The 16384-nt window shown below is 69.8% G+C and carries 20 protein-coding genes; 15 read left to right on the forward strand and 5 right to left on the reverse strand.

The window, feature by feature from the left end:
- Positions 1-10 precede the first annotated feature (10 nt).
- From AB0M51_RS05165 to AB0M51_RS05185, 5 genes are read left to right on the forward strand one after another with little or no spacing between them, the layout of a single operon-like run.
- Positions 11-844, forward strand: coding sequence for an FHA domain-containing protein (locus tag AB0M51_RS05165; RefSeq protein ID WP_363748115.1), 834 nt, complete (start codon positions 11-13; stop codon positions 842-844).
- 17 nt (positions 845-861) lie between these two features.
- Positions 862-2073 carry a 1-deoxy-D-xylulose-5-phosphate reductoisomerase gene (gene dxr / locus AB0M51_RS05170; protein ID WP_363748117.1) on the forward strand — a complete coding sequence of 404 codons (1212 nt, stop codon included), beginning with the start codon at positions 862-864 and terminating at the stop codon, positions 2071-2073.
- Complete coding sequence (locus AB0M51_RS05175) at positions 2070-3377, forward strand: site-2 protease family protein (protein WP_344202203.1); 1308 nt, start codon at positions 2070-2072, stop codon at positions 3375-3377. Before dxr ends, AB0M51_RS05175 begins: the two co-directional genes overlap by 4 nt.
- A 7-nt stretch (positions 3378-3384) precedes the next feature.
- A complete protein-coding gene (ispG, locus tag AB0M51_RS05180) occupies positions 3385-4536 on the forward strand; it encodes a flavodoxin-dependent (E)-4-hydroxy-3-methylbut-2-enyl-diphosphate synthase (RefSeq protein ID WP_363748119.1) in 1152 nt (383 codons plus the stop codon).
- A complete protein-coding gene (locus AB0M51_RS05185; RefSeq protein ID WP_363748121.1) occupies positions 4533-5081 on the forward strand; it encodes a nucleosidase in 549 nt (182 codons plus the stop codon). The genes ispG and AB0M51_RS05185 overlap by 4 nt, the downstream gene beginning before the upstream one ends.
- Here the strand turns inward: AB0M51_RS05185 and AB0M51_RS05190 are convergent.
- Positions 5062-5565, reverse strand: coding sequence for an NUDIX domain-containing protein (locus tag AB0M51_RS05190; RefSeq protein WP_344202193.1), 504 nt, complete (start codon positions 5563-5565; stop codon positions 5062-5064). The genes AB0M51_RS05185 and AB0M51_RS05190 overlap by 20 nt on opposite strands.
- A 63-nt stretch (positions 5566-5628) precedes the next feature.
- On the opposite strand from AB0M51_RS05190, the gene AB0M51_RS05195 reads away from it, so the two are divergent.
- Positions 5629-5994 (forward strand): MerR family transcriptional regulator, encoded by a 366-nt coding sequence (locus AB0M51_RS05195; RefSeq protein ID WP_363748123.1) that lies wholly within the window; start codon positions 5629-5631, stop codon positions 5992-5994.
- On the forward strand, positions 5991-6326 hold the full coding sequence (trxA, locus tag AB0M51_RS05200) for a thioredoxin (protein ID WP_344202187.1): 336 nt from the start codon (positions 5991-5993) through the stop codon (positions 6324-6326). The genes AB0M51_RS05195 and trxA overlap by 4 nt, the downstream gene beginning before the upstream one ends.
- On the opposite strand, the gene AB0M51_RS05205 is transcribed toward trxA, so the two are convergent.
- Positions 6309-6686 carry a nuclear transport factor 2 family protein gene (locus tag AB0M51_RS05205; protein WP_363748125.1) on the reverse strand — a complete coding sequence of 126 codons (378 nt, stop codon included), beginning with the start codon at positions 6684-6686 and terminating at the stop codon, positions 6309-6311. The genes trxA and AB0M51_RS05205 overlap by 18 nt on opposite strands.
- Positions 6687-6723: 37 nt before the next feature.
- Positions 6724-7086, reverse strand: a complete 363-nt coding sequence (locus AB0M51_RS05210; RefSeq protein ID WP_363748127.1) for a VOC family protein — start codon at positions 7084-7086, stop codon at positions 6724-6726.
- A 53-nt stretch (positions 7087-7139) separates the two neighbouring features.
- Here AB0M51_RS05210 and AB0M51_RS05215 point away from each other — a divergent pair, with 53 nt between their 5' ends.
- From AB0M51_RS05215 to AB0M51_RS05245, 7 genes are all read left to right on the forward strand, one after another.
- Complete coding sequence (locus AB0M51_RS05215) at positions 7140-7304, forward strand: CopG family transcriptional regulator (RefSeq protein ID WP_344202180.1); 165 nt, start codon at positions 7140-7142, stop codon at positions 7302-7304.
- Positions 7301-7927 (forward strand): VOC family protein, encoded by a 627-nt coding sequence (locus tag AB0M51_RS05220; protein ID WP_363748129.1) that lies wholly within the window; start codon positions 7301-7303, stop codon positions 7925-7927. The genes AB0M51_RS05215 and AB0M51_RS05220 overlap by 4 nt, the downstream gene beginning before the upstream one ends.
- Complete coding sequence (locus tag AB0M51_RS05225; RefSeq protein WP_344202174.1) at positions 7924-8400, forward strand: GNAT family N-acetyltransferase; 477 nt, start codon at positions 7924-7926, stop codon at positions 8398-8400. The genes AB0M51_RS05220 and AB0M51_RS05225 overlap by 4 nt, the downstream gene beginning before the upstream one ends.
- Before the next feature lie 18 nt (positions 8401-8418).
- Complete coding sequence (locus AB0M51_RS05230) at positions 8419-9678, forward strand: MFS transporter (RefSeq protein WP_344202171.1); 1260 nt, start codon at positions 8419-8421, stop codon at positions 9676-9678.
- A gap of 49 nt (positions 9679-9727) precedes the next feature.
- Entirely contained in the window at positions 9728-10552 is an 825-nt protein-coding gene (locus AB0M51_RS05235) for a GNAT family N-acetyltransferase (protein WP_363748132.1), read from the forward strand.
- Between the two features lie 93 nt (positions 10553-10645).
- Entirely contained in the window at positions 10646-12409 is a 1764-nt protein-coding gene (locus AB0M51_RS05240; protein WP_344202165.1) for a proline--tRNA ligase, read from the forward strand.
- A 143-nt stretch (positions 12410-12552) separates the two neighbouring features.
- On the forward strand, positions 12553-13935 hold the full coding sequence (locus tag AB0M51_RS05245) for an FAD-binding protein (RefSeq protein WP_344202162.1): 1383 nt from the start codon (positions 12553-12555) through the stop codon (positions 13933-13935).
- Here the strand turns inward: AB0M51_RS05245 and AB0M51_RS05250 are convergent.
- Positions 13899-15110: a sigma-70 family RNA polymerase sigma factor gene (locus AB0M51_RS05250; RefSeq protein WP_363748134.1), complete on the reverse strand. Its 1212-nt coding sequence runs from the start codon at positions 15108-15110 to the stop codon at positions 13899-13901. The two genes, AB0M51_RS05245 and AB0M51_RS05250, sit on opposite strands and share 37 nt — an antisense overlap.
- A 7-nt stretch (positions 15111-15117) precedes the next feature.
- Positions 15118-15510: a YciI family protein gene (locus AB0M51_RS05255; protein WP_344202157.1), complete on the reverse strand. Its 393-nt coding sequence runs from the start codon at positions 15508-15510 to the stop codon at positions 15118-15120.
- Positions 15511-15600: 90 nt separating this feature from the next.
- Here AB0M51_RS05255 and AB0M51_RS05260 point away from each other — a divergent pair, with 90 nt between their 5' ends.
- Complete coding sequence (locus AB0M51_RS05260; RefSeq protein WP_363748137.1) at positions 15601-16377, forward strand: TSUP family transporter; 777 nt, start codon at positions 15601-15603, stop codon at positions 16375-16377.
- Positions 16378-16384: the final 7 nt, after the last annotated feature.

Below are 16384 nucleotides of genomic sequence, written 5' to 3' on the forward strand. Positions count from 1 at the left end.
GGGGGTGCCGATGGAGCCAGTCAGTGGATTCGTGCGCGCCGTTGTCGGAGACGTTGCCTTCGTCTTCGGCAAGGGCATGGTGAGCGCGTACCTGCTCGCCCGCCGCAACGGGTGGTCCCGCCCGCAGTTGGACGTCCTGGTGCGCTCCCACGGCCAGTACGTGCCGCTGTCCGTCCCGACCGGCACCGTGCCGGTGATCGGCCGGCTGGTCGGGCTGGACGAGATCCGCCCGGCGCCGATGATCACCGTCGAGTTCACCCCGGGGGACACCGGTGCCGAAGCACACCTGACGGCCAACAACCCGGTGCTCATCACGATCACCGATGTCAGCCACCGCGAGTACGACGCAGTAATACTGACCACGTCGCTCGGTGCAGCGGCGTACGCACAACTGCCGCCGGGGTATTACCACGTGTCCGCTGTGGTCGTCGACGAGTACGGCGACCTCTTGCAGGGGTACGGCGCTCAGCACAACCTGCACGTGGACAAGGGGGACGACGTGATCGTCTCGCTGTCTGTCCGGACCGCCGGCGTCGCGGAGATCGCGGCGGCGCTGGAGACCGGCCAGCAGCCCGCCCTGGTCACCCAGACCGGTGACGTCGTACCGCTGCTGGACCTGGCCCGTATCGGCCGCGCACCCGACTGCGACCTCATCCTGGACAGGCAGGAGATCAGCAGGCACCACGCGGAGCTGCTGCGCATCGACGCGACCGGTTACGAGCTACGGGACCTCGGGTCGACCAACGGCACCCAGGTGAACGGCGTACCGATCCAGACCGCAATGGTGGGACACGGCGACGAGATCCGGCTCGGGGGCCTCCCGTTCCGCCTGCTGGTGTCCTGACCTGGAACAATGGCGCTGTGAACCCGCGCAGCGTCGTCATCCTCGGCTCGACCGGCTCGATCGGTACCACGGCGCTCGAGCTGATCGGACGCAACCGGGACCGCTTCCACGTGCTCGCGCTGTCCGCCGGCGGGGACAACGTCGGGTTGCTGGCGGAGCAGGCACTGGACTTCGGCGTCGAGGTCGTTGCGGTGGCGAAGGCCACGGTCGCGCAGGACCTGCAGTTGGCGTTCTACGCGGAGGCGCAGCGCAAGGGGTACGCGCAGGGCGAGTTCCGGATCCCGAAGATCCTGACCGGGCCGGACGCGTCGAGCGAGCTTGCGGCGATGCCGTGTGACGTAGTACTCAACGGCATCAACGGCTCGGTCGGTCTGCACGCGACGCTGGCGGCGCTGGACGCGGGGAACACGCTCGCGCTCGCCAACAAGGAGTCGCTGGTGATTGGCGGCCCGATCGTCACCCGGCGCGCCAAGCCCGGTCAGATCGTCGCGGTGGACTCCGAGCACAGCGCGATCGCGCAGTGCCTGCGCGGCGGTTCGCCGGACGAGGTCCGCAAGTTGCTGCTGACCGCGAGCGGCGGGCCGTTCCTCGGCAAGCCGCGCAGCGAGCTGGCGAACGTCACGGTCGAGCAGGCCCTCGAGCACCCGAACTTCGCGATGGGCCCGGTCGTCACGATCAACTCGGCGACGCTGGTCAACAAGGGCCTGGAGCTGATCGAGGCGCACCTGCTGTTCGGCATCCCGATGGCCCGGATCGACGTGGTCGTCCACCGGCAGCAGGCGATCCACTCGATGGTCGAGTTCACCGACGGCGCCACCATCGCCCAGGTCGGGATCCCGACCATGACGGTGCCGATCGCGCTCGCGCTCGGCTGGCCCGACCGGATACCGGACGCGACCCGGCCGTGGAGCTTCGCCGAGGCGAGCACCTGGACGTTCCAGCCGGTCGACGACGCGGAGTTCCCGTCGGTCGGGCTGGCCCGTGAGGCGGGTACCCGGGGCGGCACCGCGCCGGCCGTGTTCAACGCCGCCAACGAGGTCTGCGTGCAGGCGTTCCGGGACGGCCGGCTGCCGTTCACCGGGATCGTCGACACGGTGGCCCGGGTGGTGACCGATCACGACGTACCCTCGTATGAGGAACTGTCCGTCGACGACGTGCTGGCGGCGGACGCGTGGGCCCGAACGCGGGCTCGTGAGATCACCGGAGTACAGGAGACCCACCAGGCATGAGCGTGCTTCTCACCATCCTCGGCATCGTGGTGTTCGTGCTCGGGGTGCTGATCTCCGTGGCGCTGCACGAGCTCGGCCACATGCTCCCGGCGAAGGCGTTCGGGATGAAGGTCACGCAGTTCTTCGCCGGGTTCGGGCGCACCCTCTGGTCGGTGCGGCGCGGCGAGACGGAGTACGGCATCAAGGCGATCCCGGCCGGCGGCTTCGTCCGGATCATCGGCATGATGCCGCCCGCGAAGGGCCAGGACCCGAGCAAGGTCCGCAAGGCCAACACCGGCGCCATCCAGTCGATGGTGGAGAACGCGCGTACGGCGGAGTACGAGACGATCGCGCCCGAGGACAACGGCCGGCTCTTCTACCAGAAGGTGTGGTGGAAGAAGCTGATCGTGATGGCGTCCGGGCCGCTGGTCAACGTCCTGATCGCGGCGGTGCTGTTCACCGGTCTCTACACGCTGTACGGCGACCGGGTGCCGCAGACGACGATCTCGACCGTGACCGACTGCGTGATCCCGGCCAAGCAGGCCACGCCGGACCGGAAGTGCCAGGACGGCGACAAGGAGTCGCCGGCCAAGCAGGCTGGGTTCCAGGTCGGCGACAAGATCCTGTCCTTCAACGGCACCCAGATCACCAGCTGGGACCAGCTCACCCCGCTGATCCGGGCGAACACCGACAAGGCCGCCACGATCGTTGTCGAGCGCAACGGTCAGCAGCTCACCCTGAAGACCAGCACGATCGTCAACCAGGTGCTGGACTCGCCGGGGTCGGACAAGTACGTGTCGGTCGGGTTCCTCGGGGTCTCGCCGGTGAACAAGCTCGAGCGGCAGAGCGTCGGTTACGCGCTGGACAAGATGGGCACGTACACGGTCAGCACCGTGCAGGCCCTCGGCCGGTTCCCGGAGAAGCTGGTCGGCGTCGCGAAGTCGATCGTCGGTGGCAAGCGCGACCAGGACAGCCCGATGAGCGTCGTCGGTGCGAGCCGGGTCGCGGGCGAGATCGCGGCCAGTGACCTCGGCGTCGGCGACAAGGCCGCCACGCTGGTCCTGCTGCTCGCCTCGCTGAACCTGTTCCTTGCCCTGTTCAACTTCATCCCGCTGCTGCCGCTCGACGGCGGGCACATGGTCGGCGCGATCTGGGAAGGCATCCGGCGCGGCCTGGCCAAGCTGTTCGGCCGGCCGGACCCCGGGTACGTCGACGTCGCCAAGCTGCTGCCGATCGCGTACGTCGCCGCGAGCGTGATCGTGGTGATGGGCGTGTTGCTCGTCATCGCCGACATCGTCAACCCCATCAAGCTGTTCAACGGATAAAGGACACATGAGCATCAACCTGGGCATGCCCGCGCTGCCTCCGCCGACCCTCGCCCCACGCCGCAAGACCCGTCAGATCAAGGTCGGCAGCGTGCTGGTCGGCGGGGACGCGCCGGTGTCGGTGCAGTCGATGACCACCACCCCGACGAACGACGTCAACAAGACGCTGCAGCAGATCGCCGAGCTGACCGCGGCCGGCTGCGACATCGTCCGGGTCGCCTGCCCGCGGCAGGAGGACGCCGACGCGCTGCCGGAGATCGCGCGGCACTCGCAGATCCCGGTGATCGCCGACATCCACTTCCAGCCGTCGTACGTGTTCGCGGCCATCGAGGCCGGGTGCGCTGCCGTCCGGGTGAACCCGGGGAACATCCGCAAGTTCGACGACCAGGTCAAGGAGATCGCCCAGGCGGCGAAGGACCACGGTACGTCGCTGCGGATCGGGGTGAACGCCGGATCGCTGGACAAGCGGCTGCTGGAGAAGTACGGGAAGGCGACGCCGGAGGCGCTGGTCGAGTCCGCCGTCTGGGAGGCGTCGCTGTTCGAGGAGCACGACTTCCACGACTTCAAGATCTCGGTCAAGCACAACGACCCGGTCGTGATGGTGCAGGCGTACGAGATGCTCGCCGAGCGCGGCGACTGGCCGCTGCACCTCGGGGTCACCGAGGCCGGGCCGGCGTTCCAGGGCACGATCAAGTCGTCGGTCGCGTTCGGGGCGCTGCTGTCCCGCGGTATCGGCGACACGATCCGGGTGTCGCTGTCCGCACCGCCGGTCGAGGAGGTCAAGGTCGGCCTGCAGATCCTGCAGTCGCTGAACCTGCGGGAGCGCAAGCTCGAGATCGTCTCCTGCCCGTCCTGCGGTCGTGCCCAGGTGGACGTGTACACGCTCGCCGAGCAGGTGACCGCCGGCCTGGAGGGCATGGAGGTTCCGCTCCGCGTCGCGGTCATGGGCTGCGTCGTGAACGGCCCCGGCGAGGCCCGCGAGGCCGACCTCGGCGTCGCCTCCGGCAACGGCAAGGGCCAGATCTTCGTCAAGGGCGAGGTCATCAAGACCGTGCCCGAGTCCGCCATCGTCGAGACGCTGATCGAAGAGGCGATGCGTATCGCCGAGCAGATGGAGGCCACCGGCGAAGCCGGCGAACCCACCGTCAGCGTCGGATGACGCAGTACCTGGTGGTCAGTGCGATTGCCGGTGAGGCTCGGTATGTGCCGGACGGGGTTCCGGTGGTGGTCACCGGGGTTGGGAAGACTGCGGCGGCGGTTGCTGTGAGTCGGGCGTTGGCGGAGCGGGACACCACGGATCTGGTGGTTCTGAACGTCGGGACCACCGGGGCGTTGCGTGATGGGTTGTCGGGGTTGTTCCTGCCGAGCAAGGTGATCAACCACGACGTGAACGCGGACGCCGTACGCGCGATCGGCCTCGACCCGCAGGACGAGCTTCCGATCGAAGGTGGCGACGGCACGGTCCTCGCTTCGGGGGACGTGTTCGTGGCCGATCCTGTCGTACGGGCGCGGTTGGCGGAGCGGGCGCAGTTGGTGGACATGGAGGCGTACGGCGTGGTCTACGCGTGCCGCGCGTACGGCGTACCGGTCCGCGTCGTGAAGCATGTCTCCGACTCCGCCGACGAGGCCGCCCTCGACTGGCCGGCGCTCGTCGACGCCAGCGCCAAGGTGCTGGGGGAGTGGGTCAGCGAGAACGTCCGCTGAGCCACTCCAGCACCGCGATCTCGCGCACCAACCACCGCATGACCCCAATCCCACCCGCCAGCACCCGCCGGTTGGCGGCTAGCGCGTCGGCGACCGTGACCCAGACCGGCGTGAGTTCGAGGTCGGCCTCGTAGGCCTCCAGATCCTGCGGCCGACCGGGCTCGCCGCCGGAGCAGGTGAGGTAGTGCGACGTCATCGCGAAGACGTCGTAGTCCGTGTCGCGCGCGGGGAGCTCCTCGCGGGTGGTCGCGAGCTCGGGGCCGACCAGGATGCCGTCGTACCCGCACTCCTCCTGGAACTCGCGGCGGAGCGCCTGCTCGAAGGTCTCGCCGGGCTCGACGCCGCCGCCCGGGAACTTGTAGTCGCCGTGGCGGGAGGCGAGCAGCAGGAGCTCGTCGCCCCGGCGCAGGACGCCGCGGACGGCGGTGCGTTCGATCGTCCGGCCGGCGGGGAGGTTCGGTGCGCGGAAGGTCGCGAGTTGCATCGGACTATGCTGGCTTGACCTTGACCCTGGGGGCAAGGTTTAGCGTGGGGTGAAGGAGGCGGGATGCGGATCAGCGATCTGGCGGCCGAGGCCGGGGTGACGGTCAAGGCGGTGCGGTACTACGAGTCGCAAGGGCTGCTCAAGCCGCGCCGGGAGGCCAACGGGTACCGGTTGTACGACGCGGACGACGTGGTCGTGGTGCGTGAGGTGAAGGCATTGCTGAGCCTCGGGTTGACCGCCGAGCAGACGTATCCGTTCATCGAGTGCCTGCGGGCCGGCAATGCGCGCGCGGACGTCTGCCCGGCGTCGCTGACGGCGTACCGGACCCGGATTGCAGAGGTGGACCGGCGGATCGCCGAGCTCACCGATTTGCGGGAGCGGCTGACCGATCTCCTGTCCGATGCCGAGAGTTGGAGAAAGAAACTATGAGCAAGCTACGCAGTGTTGACCAGAAGACGTTCCGGGACGAGGTACTGCGGGCCGACAAGCCTGTGCTGGTGGACTTCTGGGCGCAGTGGTGCCCGCCGTGCCACCAGATCGCGCCGGTGCTCGCACAGATCGCCGACGAGCGCGCGGACAAGCTGACCGTGGTGAAGCTCAACTCCGACGAGAACCCGCAGATCGCCGCGAACTACCGGGTGATGGCGCTGCCCACGCTCGCCCTCTTCCACCGTGGCGAGCTGATCTGGTCCGTCGTCGGCGCCCGCCCGAAGCACAAGCTCCTCAAGGAACTCGACGACGCGCTACTGACCGCCGTCTAACGCCGTCTGCTGGTGAAAGGCGACCAGCCACTCACCGGAGGCCTTCGTCCAGACGGTGCTCGCGTACGACGGCACCTGCAGCTCGTTGCCGTCGACAAGTACCGTGACGGCGACGTGGTACGTGACGATCGCCGTGTGCTCGTCCACCACGATCACGCGCTCGTCGGTGCGCTCCGTCTTCAGGTACGGGTTGTGGTTGGCGGTGATCCCCGGCACCGCGGTGGCCTTGTCGATCACCCCGAACCGACTGACCGCGATCGCGTCGTCCCGCAAGTACCGCTGGTAGAACGCACCGTCCCCCTCGCGGTTCGCTTTCCACAACAACTCCTCGAGCCCCGAGAGCTCCTCGTTCGTAGACATACGTCAACTCTCGCGGAGCACTAGGACACCCGTGGACCTAGTTGAACTTGTAGATCTCCACCAGCACGCCGTGCGGTCCCGCGACGTACGCGGAGGTCGTGCCCCAGTCGGTCTCCAGTGGTTCGAGGGCGATCTTCCCGCCCCTCTCGCGGATCGCCTCGATGTCGGCGCCGACGTCGTCGCTGCTGAACTGCAGGAGCGTGCCGCCCAGTGGGCTGACGTCCACCATCGCCCCGGTGTGCAGTGCGATCGTCATTGCGCCCGCCTTCACCTCGGCGTACCCCTCGCCGGCGTCGCCGGAGACCTCCAGCCCGAGGACGCCGGAGAAGAAGTCGGCGAGGGCCTGGTTCTGCTCGCGGGTCTCGGTCACGAGGCCGAGGTGGTCGAAACGGATCGTCATGGCGCCGGCTCCTTCGTTGACGGGTAGCTGTCTAGGATGCTAGCAATATAGCCATGGTGGACGATGCGGGCAAGAAGGTGCAGTTCAACGTGTACCTGCCGCCGGGGCTGGTGCGGCGGGTGAAGCACAAGGCGATCGACGACGGGGCGAGTCTGTCGGCGCTGGTCGAGCAGGCGTTGGCGGAGTATCTCGACAACCATGGGGAGGCCAGGGGATGAGTGGCGTGGTGATCAGGCCGTTGCGGTTCACGGACGACGTGGACGCGATGCGGAGGTTCCTGGAAGGGCTCGGACTGCGTTCGCGGATCGAGTCCGAACGCGGTGGCTGGGTGGACATGCTGGCGGGGCGCGGCATGGTCGCGCTGCACGACGCGGCATCGAGTTCCACCGGCGGGCAGGCTGGGCAGACGTCCCTGTCGTTCGAGGCGGAGAAGATCGACGAACTGGTCGAGCGGCTCGAGCACGCCGGGTTCGGTGATGCGACGGTGTTCGACGAGGCGTACGGGCGGGTGCTGTCGGTCACCGGCCCGGACGGCGTGGTGATCTGGGTCGACGAGCGCGCCGAGGACATGTACGGCTACAAGGTGCACGACGCGGATCCTGACGAGCGCGTGGAGGTCACGCCGTACCTGAGTGGAGCCGACGAGCCCGCCTGGCGCAGGTTCCTGAGCGCGATCGGCGTGGACGAGACGGTCCGGTTCGGCCCGGGCGCCGAGTTCGCCGTACGGCTCGACCTGTCCACGACCGAGGACGACCTGCAGAACCGCGTGCAGGGCACCCGCACCGAGCACGGTCTGGAGCTCACCGACCCTGACGGTCAGCTGATCGTGGTGCACGGATGATTCGCAGAGCCGAGCTCGGTGACGTCGATGCGGTCCGGGCGATCGGCCTGCAGACCTGGCCGGTCGCGTACGCCGGCCTCGTTCCCGACGAGTTCATCACCGACGGACTCGCGCAGTGGTGGTCCCGCGAGGCCGTCGAGCGCGGCATCAGGAACGGCGTCACGCTGGTCGCCGCGGACGGCGACGACCTGGTCGGCATGACGGGCCTTGGCCGGCAGGACGACTTCTGGGTGATGTGGAAGCTGTACGTCGTGCCCGGGCACCAGGGCAAGGGGATCGGCAAGGCGCTCCTCGACGCGGCGGTCGCCGCTCTCCCGGACGGTACGCCGGAACTCCTGCTCGACGTCCTGGTGACGAACGAGAAGGCGATCGGCTTCTACCGCTCGCAGGGGTTCGGCGAGCCGCGCCGGGTGCCGGACCGTGACCTCGGCGAGGACCTGATGTGGATGAGTCTTGACCTCCACCGCACCTGAGGTTGCAGGATGCCCCTCATGACGACGACGGGGGCGCCCCAGCGGCTGCGCGACGATCCGGACTTCCGGCGGTACTGGCTGGCGCGGGCGCTCTCGGTCACCGGGTCGATGGTGACGGCGATCGCCCTGCCGGTGCTGGTCTACCGGCTCAGCGGCTCGACCGTGCTGACCGCGGTGGTGAGCGCGCTCGAGTCGGCCCCGTACCTGCTGGCCGGCCTGTTCGCCGGCGCGCTCGCGGACCGCTGGAACCGGCGGCGCGTGATGGTGACGGCGGACTCTGTGAACGCCGTACTCGTCGGATCGGTCCCGGTCGCGCATCTGCTCGGCGTACTGACCGTCGTCCAGGTGCTGGTGGTCGCGTTCACCGTGCAGGCCGTCTACACGTTCTTCGACGGCGCGAACTTCGGCGCCTTGCCGGTGCTCGTCGGCCGGGCGCGGGTCGCGCAGGCGAACTCGGCGGTCTGGACGGCGTCCAGCCTGATCGAGCTGTTCGTCCCGCCGCTCACCGGTCTGCTGCTCGCGGTCCTCGACCCGGCCAGCCTGCTGACCCTGGACGCGATCAGCTTCGCGGCGTCCGCGTTCGCCGTCCGCGGGATCGTCCGCGCGATGTCCGAGCCGCGGGACGGGCGCCCGCCGCTGCGCCCGCGGGTGGTGCTGGACGACATCCGCGAGGGGCTGCGGTACCTGATCCGGCATGCCGGCGTCCGGACGATGACGATCGTCGGCAGCATCCAGTCGTTCGCGGGCGGCGGCTTCATGGCGCTGATCGTGGTGTGGTGCGACCGCGTTCTGCACATCGGTACGTCGGGACTCCGGTTCGGGCTGGTCTGGGGCGTCTGGGGGATCGGCGGGCTGATCGCCGCGCTGAGTCTTCCGCGCCTGCTCAAGCGGATGTCGCCCGCGGCGATCACGCTCTACGCACTGCCCGGCTCGGCGCTCCTCGGCGTACTCGCGCCGCTGTCGCCGCACTGGGTCGTGGCCGCGCTGGCCCTGCTGGTGTGGGGTTCGGCGTACGTGCTCGTGATCGTGAACGCGGTCTCGTACCGGCAGCAGGTGACCCCGGAGAACCTGCTCGGCCGGGTCAACACGGCCGGCCGTATGTTGTCCTGGGGCGTCGGCTGGACGCTCGGATCGGTCCTCGGCGGCCTGCTCGGCAACGCGTTCGGTCCGCGGACCGGGATGGTGCTGATGGGCCTGTTCGGGTGCGTCGGAGTGGTCGTCGCCTGGACGTCGCCGCTGCGCCGGATCGCGGCCGGCCACGCGACGGAGGTGGCCTGACCCGGCCCCGTTGCATACGAACCCGCTGATCATCCGCTAGGTTCTGCGCGTGGGCGTACGGGTTCTCGGTCCTCGCGACCTCGCGGCGGCGCGCGCGGTCATCGCCCGCGATCCGGTGGTGAACGTGTTCGTGGACAGCCTCGTGCAGGCGTCCGGACTCGATCCGCGGCGCGGTGCCGAGGTGTGGGGGTACGTCGAGAAGGGCGCCCTCGAGGCGCTCTGTCACGCCGGCGGGAACATGGTCCCGGTCGGCGCGGACGACGCCGCGTTGCGGGCGTTCGCGGCGTACGCGCTGCGCCGCGGGCGGAACTGCTTCCAGATCCTCGGCCCGGCCCGCGCGGTCGACCAGCTCTGGACGATCCTGGAGCCGCACTGGGGTCCGGCCCGCGAGGTGCGCGACGACCAGCCGTTCATGGTGATCGACGGGCCGCCGGCGATCGCGCCGGATCCGCTGGTCCGCGCGGTGGAGCCGGTCGAGCTCCCGATCCTGTACCCCGCGTGTGTGGCGATGTACACCGAGGAGGTCGGCGTACCGCCGCAGACCGGGCCGGACGGGACGTTCTACCGCTCCCGGGTCGCGGAGCTGATCCGCGCCGGGCGGGCGTTCGCGCGGATCGAGGACGGGCGGGTGGTGTTCAAGGCGGAGGTCGGCTCGGTCGGCACCGGGGTCTGCCAGATCCAGGGCGTCTGGGTCGATCCGGAGTACCGCGGCCGCGGGCTCGCCGCGCCCGGGATGGCGGCCGTGGTGGAGCTGGCCCGGCAGATCGCGCCGGTCGTGACGCTCTATGTGAACGCCTTCAACCTCCCGGCCCGGGCGGCGTACGAACGCGTCGGCTTCCGCACGATCGAAACCTTCGCCACGATCCTGTTCTGAACAGGCCTGTGGATATCGTGGTGGGAGCACTGCCCGGGGACGGATATTCTCTGTGACGTCCCGTACTCGACTTCTGCACGCTTGGAGACTCCCGTGATTTTGCGTATGTCGTCGTTGTTCCTCCGCACCCTTCGCGAGGACCCGGCGGACGCGGAGGTCCCGAGCCACAAGCTGCTCGTCCGCGCCGGCTACATCCGCCGCACGGCGCCCGGCATCTACACCTGGCTGCCGCTCGGCCTGCGGGTGCTGCGGAACGTCGAGCGCATCGTCCGCGAGGAGATGGACGCGATCGGCGCGCAGGAGCTGGTGTTCCCGGCGCTGCTGCCCCGCGAGCCCTACGAGGCGACCGGCCGCTGGACGGAGTACGGGCCGAACCTGTTCCGCCTGAAGGACCGCAAGGGCGCGGACATGCTGCTCGGCCCGACGCACGAAGAGATGTTCACGCTGGTCGTGAAGGACCTGTACTCGTCGTACAAGGACCTGCCGCTGTCGATCTACCAGATCCAGAACAAGTACCGCGACGAGGCGCGGCCGCGGGCCGGCGTGCTCCGCGGGCGCGAGTTCGTGATGAAGGACTCGTACTCGTTCGACATCGACGACGACGGGCTCGCCGCGTCGTACGAGCTGCACCGCAAGGCGTACATCAGGATCTTCGACCGGCTCGGGTTCGACTACGTGATCGTGCAGGCGATGTCCGGCGCGATGGGCGGGTCCCGGTCCGAGGAGTTCCTGGCGATCGCGGAGAACGGTGAGGACACGTTCGTGCGCTCGCCGGGCGGGTACGCCGCGAACGTCGAGGCCGTGGTGGTGCCGCAGTCGGCGCCGGTCGACGCGTCCGCCGTACCGGCCGCCGAGGTCGTCGACACGCCGGACACGCCCACCATCGACACGCTGGTGGACGCGCTGAACGCGAAGCACCCCCGCACCGACGGCCGCGAATGGACCGCCGCGGACACGCTGAAGAACGTGCTCGTGATGCTGCTCAACCCCGACGGCACCCGCGAGCCGCTGGCGATCGGCGTGCCCGGGGACCGCGCGATCGACGAGAAGCGGCTCGGCGCGCAGGTGGAGCCGGCCGAGGTGGTGGCGTTCGAGGAGGCGGACTTCGAGAAGTACCCGTCGCTGGCGAAGGGCTACATCGGCCCCGGTGTGCTCGGCGCCGACAACACCTCGGGCATCCGGTACCTGCTGGACCCGAGGGTCGGCGAGGGCACCGCGTGGGTGACCGGGGCGGACAAGTCCGGCTTCCACGTGATCAACCTGGTGCACGGCCGGGACTTCACCGCGGACGGCACGATCCAGGCCGCCGAGGTTCGCGACGGCGACCAGGCGCCCGACGGTTCGGGTCCGCTGGAGACCGCGCGCGGGATCGAGATGGGGCACATCTTCCAGCTCGGCCGGAAGTACGCCGACGCGCTCGACCTGAAGGTCCTCGACCAGAACGGCAAGCTCGTCACGGTGACCATGGGCTCGTACGGCGTCGGCGTGACCCGCGCCGTGGCCGCGGTCGCCGAGGGGAACCACGACGAGCTCGGTCTGGTCTGGCCGCGCGAGCTGGCCCCCGCCGACGTCCACCTGGTTGCCACCGGCAAGGACAAGGACGTCTTCGACAAGGCGGCCGAGCTCGCCGCCGAGCTGGAGTCCCGCGGCCTGACCGTGCTGTACGACGACCGCGAGAAGGTCTCCCCGGGCGTCAAGTTCAAGGACGCCGAGCTGCTCGGCATCCCGACCATCGCCGTCGTCGGCAAGGGCCTCGCCGACGGGACGATCGAGGTCAAGGACCGCCGCTCCGGCGACCGCACCGACGTCCCGGTCGCGGACGTCGTCGACCACCTGGTCACCGCGGTCCGCAGCTGACCCTGGCACCACCCCGGCCCCGCTCCTCCGTCGAGGAGCGGGGCCGTTCCACATTTCTTCGCCGGAGCATGTCGAGAGACGGCGGCCGGCTTCGATCCCGGGATGTGGCGCCTGAGGGGCGCCCGGGATCGAAGGAGTGTGTGATGACGGAATCGGTGGCGGCCGCGCGGACGATCGACGGACTGCGCGGCGACGTACTGGGGGAGGTGCTCGTCGACGGCGACGCGGGGTACGCGGACGCCGGGCGGGTGATCATGAACGCGGGGCGGCCGCGGGTGGTGGTGCGGTGTGCGGGGGCGGCGGACGTGGTCGCGGCGCTGCGGTACGCCGAGAGCCAGGACCTGCCGGTGGCGGTGCGCAGCGGCGGTCACCACGCGGCCGGGATCGGGACGAACGACGGCGGCGTGGTGATCGACGTACGCCCGATGGACGAGGTTCGGGTGCTCCAGGACGACGTCGTACGCGTCGGCACCGGCGCCACCTGGGGGCAGGTCGCGGCACGGCTCGGGAAGCTCGGGCTGGCGATCTCGTCGGGAGACACCGCGAGTGTCGGCGTCGGCGGGCTGATGGCGGGCGGCGGCATCGGGTGGATGGTGCGCAAGCACGGGCTGGCGATCGACAACGTGGTCGCGGCCGAAGTGGTGACCGCCGACGGCGTGGTGCGCCGGGTCGACGCCGCCACCGAGCCGGAGCTGTTCTGGGGCCTCCGCGGCGCCGCGGGCGGCCTCGGCGTGGTCACGTCGTACGACATCGCCGCCGTACGGCAGCCGACCGTGCACTTCGGCACCTTGCTGTACCCGTGGACCCAGGCGGAGCAGGTGCTCAACGGCTGGGCCGAGTACGCCGCCGACGCGCCCGAGGACCTCACGTCGAGCCTGCAGTTGGCGCCGACGATGATGGCGGACCGCCAGGTCCCGGTCGCGATCCAGGTGTGTACGACAGCCGAAGGTGCCCTCGAGCCGTTGCGTCACCTCGGCTCGCTGATCACCGAGAAGGTCGCCGAGGTCCCGTACCCCGAGGTGTTCGTCGAGATGGCGATGCCGCCCGAGTGGCGCCCGCGGATCCGCAACGGCCTTTACAACACCTGGTCGAGCGACATGGCGCGGAAGCTGCTCGAAGCCCGCCCCCGGATCCCCGGGCTCGCGTTCGAGATCCGTGCGCTCGGCGGCGCGTACGGCGCGATGCCCGCGGACGGCACCGCGTTCGCGCACCGGGATGCCCGGTTCATGGTCAACTCGGTGCTGCTCGGATCACCCGAGCAGCAGGGCGCGCAGCAGCCGAAGGACTTCGACGCGCTCTGGCGGTCGCTCAAGCCGGACGGCGCGTACCTGAACTTCCTGTCCGACCCGACCGAGGCCGACCTGGACGCCTGCTTCCCGGAGCAGCACCGTAAGCGGCTGGCCGCGCTCAAGCAGTCCGTCGACCCTGGCCACGTCTTCCGCAGCCAGTTGACCGTCCCACCGCGCCCGGAGTGGACCGGTGGCCGCCGTCACTTGATGAGGTGGGCGATGCGTTCGCGCAGGTAGTTCTGTTCGGCCGCGTTCCGGGTGCGTTCCAGCGCCGCGAGGTAGTTGGCGCGCGCCCGGTCCGGCCGTCCCGCGAGTTCGTGGAGGTGCGCGAGGACCGACAGCCGGCGGTGGTGGTCGCCGAGGTGCCGGTCGTCGGCCAGCCCTTCGACGATCGCGATCCCGGCGTCCGGTCCCTCGGTCATCGCGACCGCGACCGCGGCGCCGAGCGTCACCATCGGGCTCGGGTCGACGCGTTCGAGGAGCCGGTACAGGCCGGCGATCTGGATCCAGTCGGTGGTCTCGACCGAGTCGGCCTCGCTGTGGACGGCGGCGATCGCGGCCTCCAGCTGGTAGGGCCCGACGGCGCCGGCCCGGAGCGCGTCCTCGACCAGGCGGGTGCCTTCGGCGATCTCGTCGGCGTACCAGCGGGAGCGGTCCTGCCGGTCGGCCGGGATCAGGCTGCCGCCCGGACCGGTCCGGGCGTCGCGGCGGGCATGGGTGAGGATCATCAACGCGAGCAGCCCGGTGACCTCACCGGATCCGCCGGCGGACCGGTGCAGGAGGCGGGTGATCCGGAGCGCCTCGTCCGCGAGATCCACGCGCTGCAACGACGCACCCGCGCTGGCGGTGTGACCTTCGTTGAAGATCAGGTAGAGCACTTGGAGCACGGCGCGGAGCCGTACGTCGTACTCCTCGGGTGTCGGCAACTCGAACCGCGCGCCGGCGATCTGCCGCTTGGCCCGGCTGATCCGCTGCGCCACGGTCGTCTCGCTGACCAGCAACGCCGCCGCGACCTCCGCGGTCGTGAGGCCGCCGACCGAGCGCAGCGTGAGCGCGATCTGCGAGGCGGGAGTCAGCGCCGGATGGCAGCAGAGCACCAGCAACCGGACGGTGTCGTCGGTGTCCTCGCGGTAGTCCTCCGGAGCGGGATCCGCCGCGCGCAGGAAGTCGTTCAGCTCGCGCTGTCGCCGGGCGTTGTCCCGCCGCCAGCCGTCCATCATCCGCCGGGTCGCGACACTGATCAGCCACCCGGTCGGCTGCTCCGGTACGCCGTTCTGCCGCCACCGCACGAACGCCTCCAGCAGCGCCTCCTGGACGGCGTCCTCGCACTGGTCGAACGCGTCGTACCGCCGGACCAGCGCGGCCAGCGCCCGGGGCGCGGCGGCCCGGATCGCGGCCTCGACCTCGCTCATCGGACGGTCACGACTCGTTGAGCTCCGCGAGGAAGTCGTCCTGGTCGAGCCGGATCTCCCGGAACTCGACGCGCCGGAACTGCGCGAGCGGGATCTGCGCCGCGATCTCCAGTGCCCGCTCCCGCGAGGCGCAGTTCAGCACCATCGCCCCGGCGAGGTACTCCTTGGTCTCCAGCAGCGGCCGGTCCGAGATGACCGGCGTACCGGCGACGAGTTGGACGTCCTCCGTCGACCGGCCCGGCTCGTCGAGCGCGAGGACGGACACCAGCTCGCCCGACTCCATCAGGGTGCGGGCCAACTCGGCGACGTGGTCGCGGCCGCCGGACAGCTCCACCAGCTGCTGCTCGGTGTAACCCTCGAGCGCCTCGGCGTTGTTGTGGATCAGCAGTAGGAACTTCACCCGGCCATTCTCCCGGATCGGGTGTCATACCTCTCATCGAGCGGTGTAAAGGTTGAGCGGTACTACGCCCTTACCGGATCATGGTCGCCTGTGCCCGATGTTTCGTTGCTGACGTTGCTGTTCCTGGTGATCGCGGCCTTCGCGGCGGGGTGGATCGACGCGGTGGTGGGCGGCGGCGGTCTGCTGCAGCTGCCGGTGATGCTGCTGGGTCTGCCGAACGCGTCGCCCGCGCAGATCCTGTCCACCAACAAGATCTCGTCGCTGTGCGGTACGACGACCAGTGCGGTCACGTTCGGTGTCAAGGTGCGCCCGGATCGTAGAACCGTGCTGCCGTTGGCGATTCCGGCCGGTCTCGGCGCAGCTGCCGGTGCGCTGGTCGCCACGAAGATCCCGATGTCCTGGTTCAAGCCGATCGTGCTCGTCCTGCTCGTCGCGGTCGCGATCTACACCGCGATGAAGCCGTCGCTCGGTGCCCGGACCGCGTTGCGCTTCGACGGCCGCGACCACTACCTGGCCGCGGCCGGGGTCGGCGTACTGATCGGCTTCTACGACGGGGCGGTCGGGCCGGGCACCGGTTCGTTCCTGATCTTCGCGCTGGTCGGCCTGCTCGGGTATAACTTCCTGCAGGCCAGCGCGAAGGCGAAGATCGCCAACGTGGCCACGAACCTGGGCGCGATCCTGGTCTTCGCTCTGCACGGCGCACCGCTCTGGGGACTGGGCCTGATCATGGGTGCGGCCAACATGCTCGGCGGCCTCCTCGGCGCCCGGACCGCGGTCGCCCGCGGCAGCCGGTTCGTCCGGGTGATCTTCCTGGTGGTGGTCTCCGCGCTGATCCTGCGCCTCGCCTACGACGTGTTCTTCGGCTGACACAGGG

The sequence above is a fragment of the Kribbella sp. NPDC051137 genome (genome assembly GCF_040682535.1).
In the GTDB taxonomy this organism is placed as follows: Bacteria; Actinomycetota; Actinomycetes; order Propionibacteriales; family Kribbellaceae; genus Kribbella; species Kribbella karoonensis.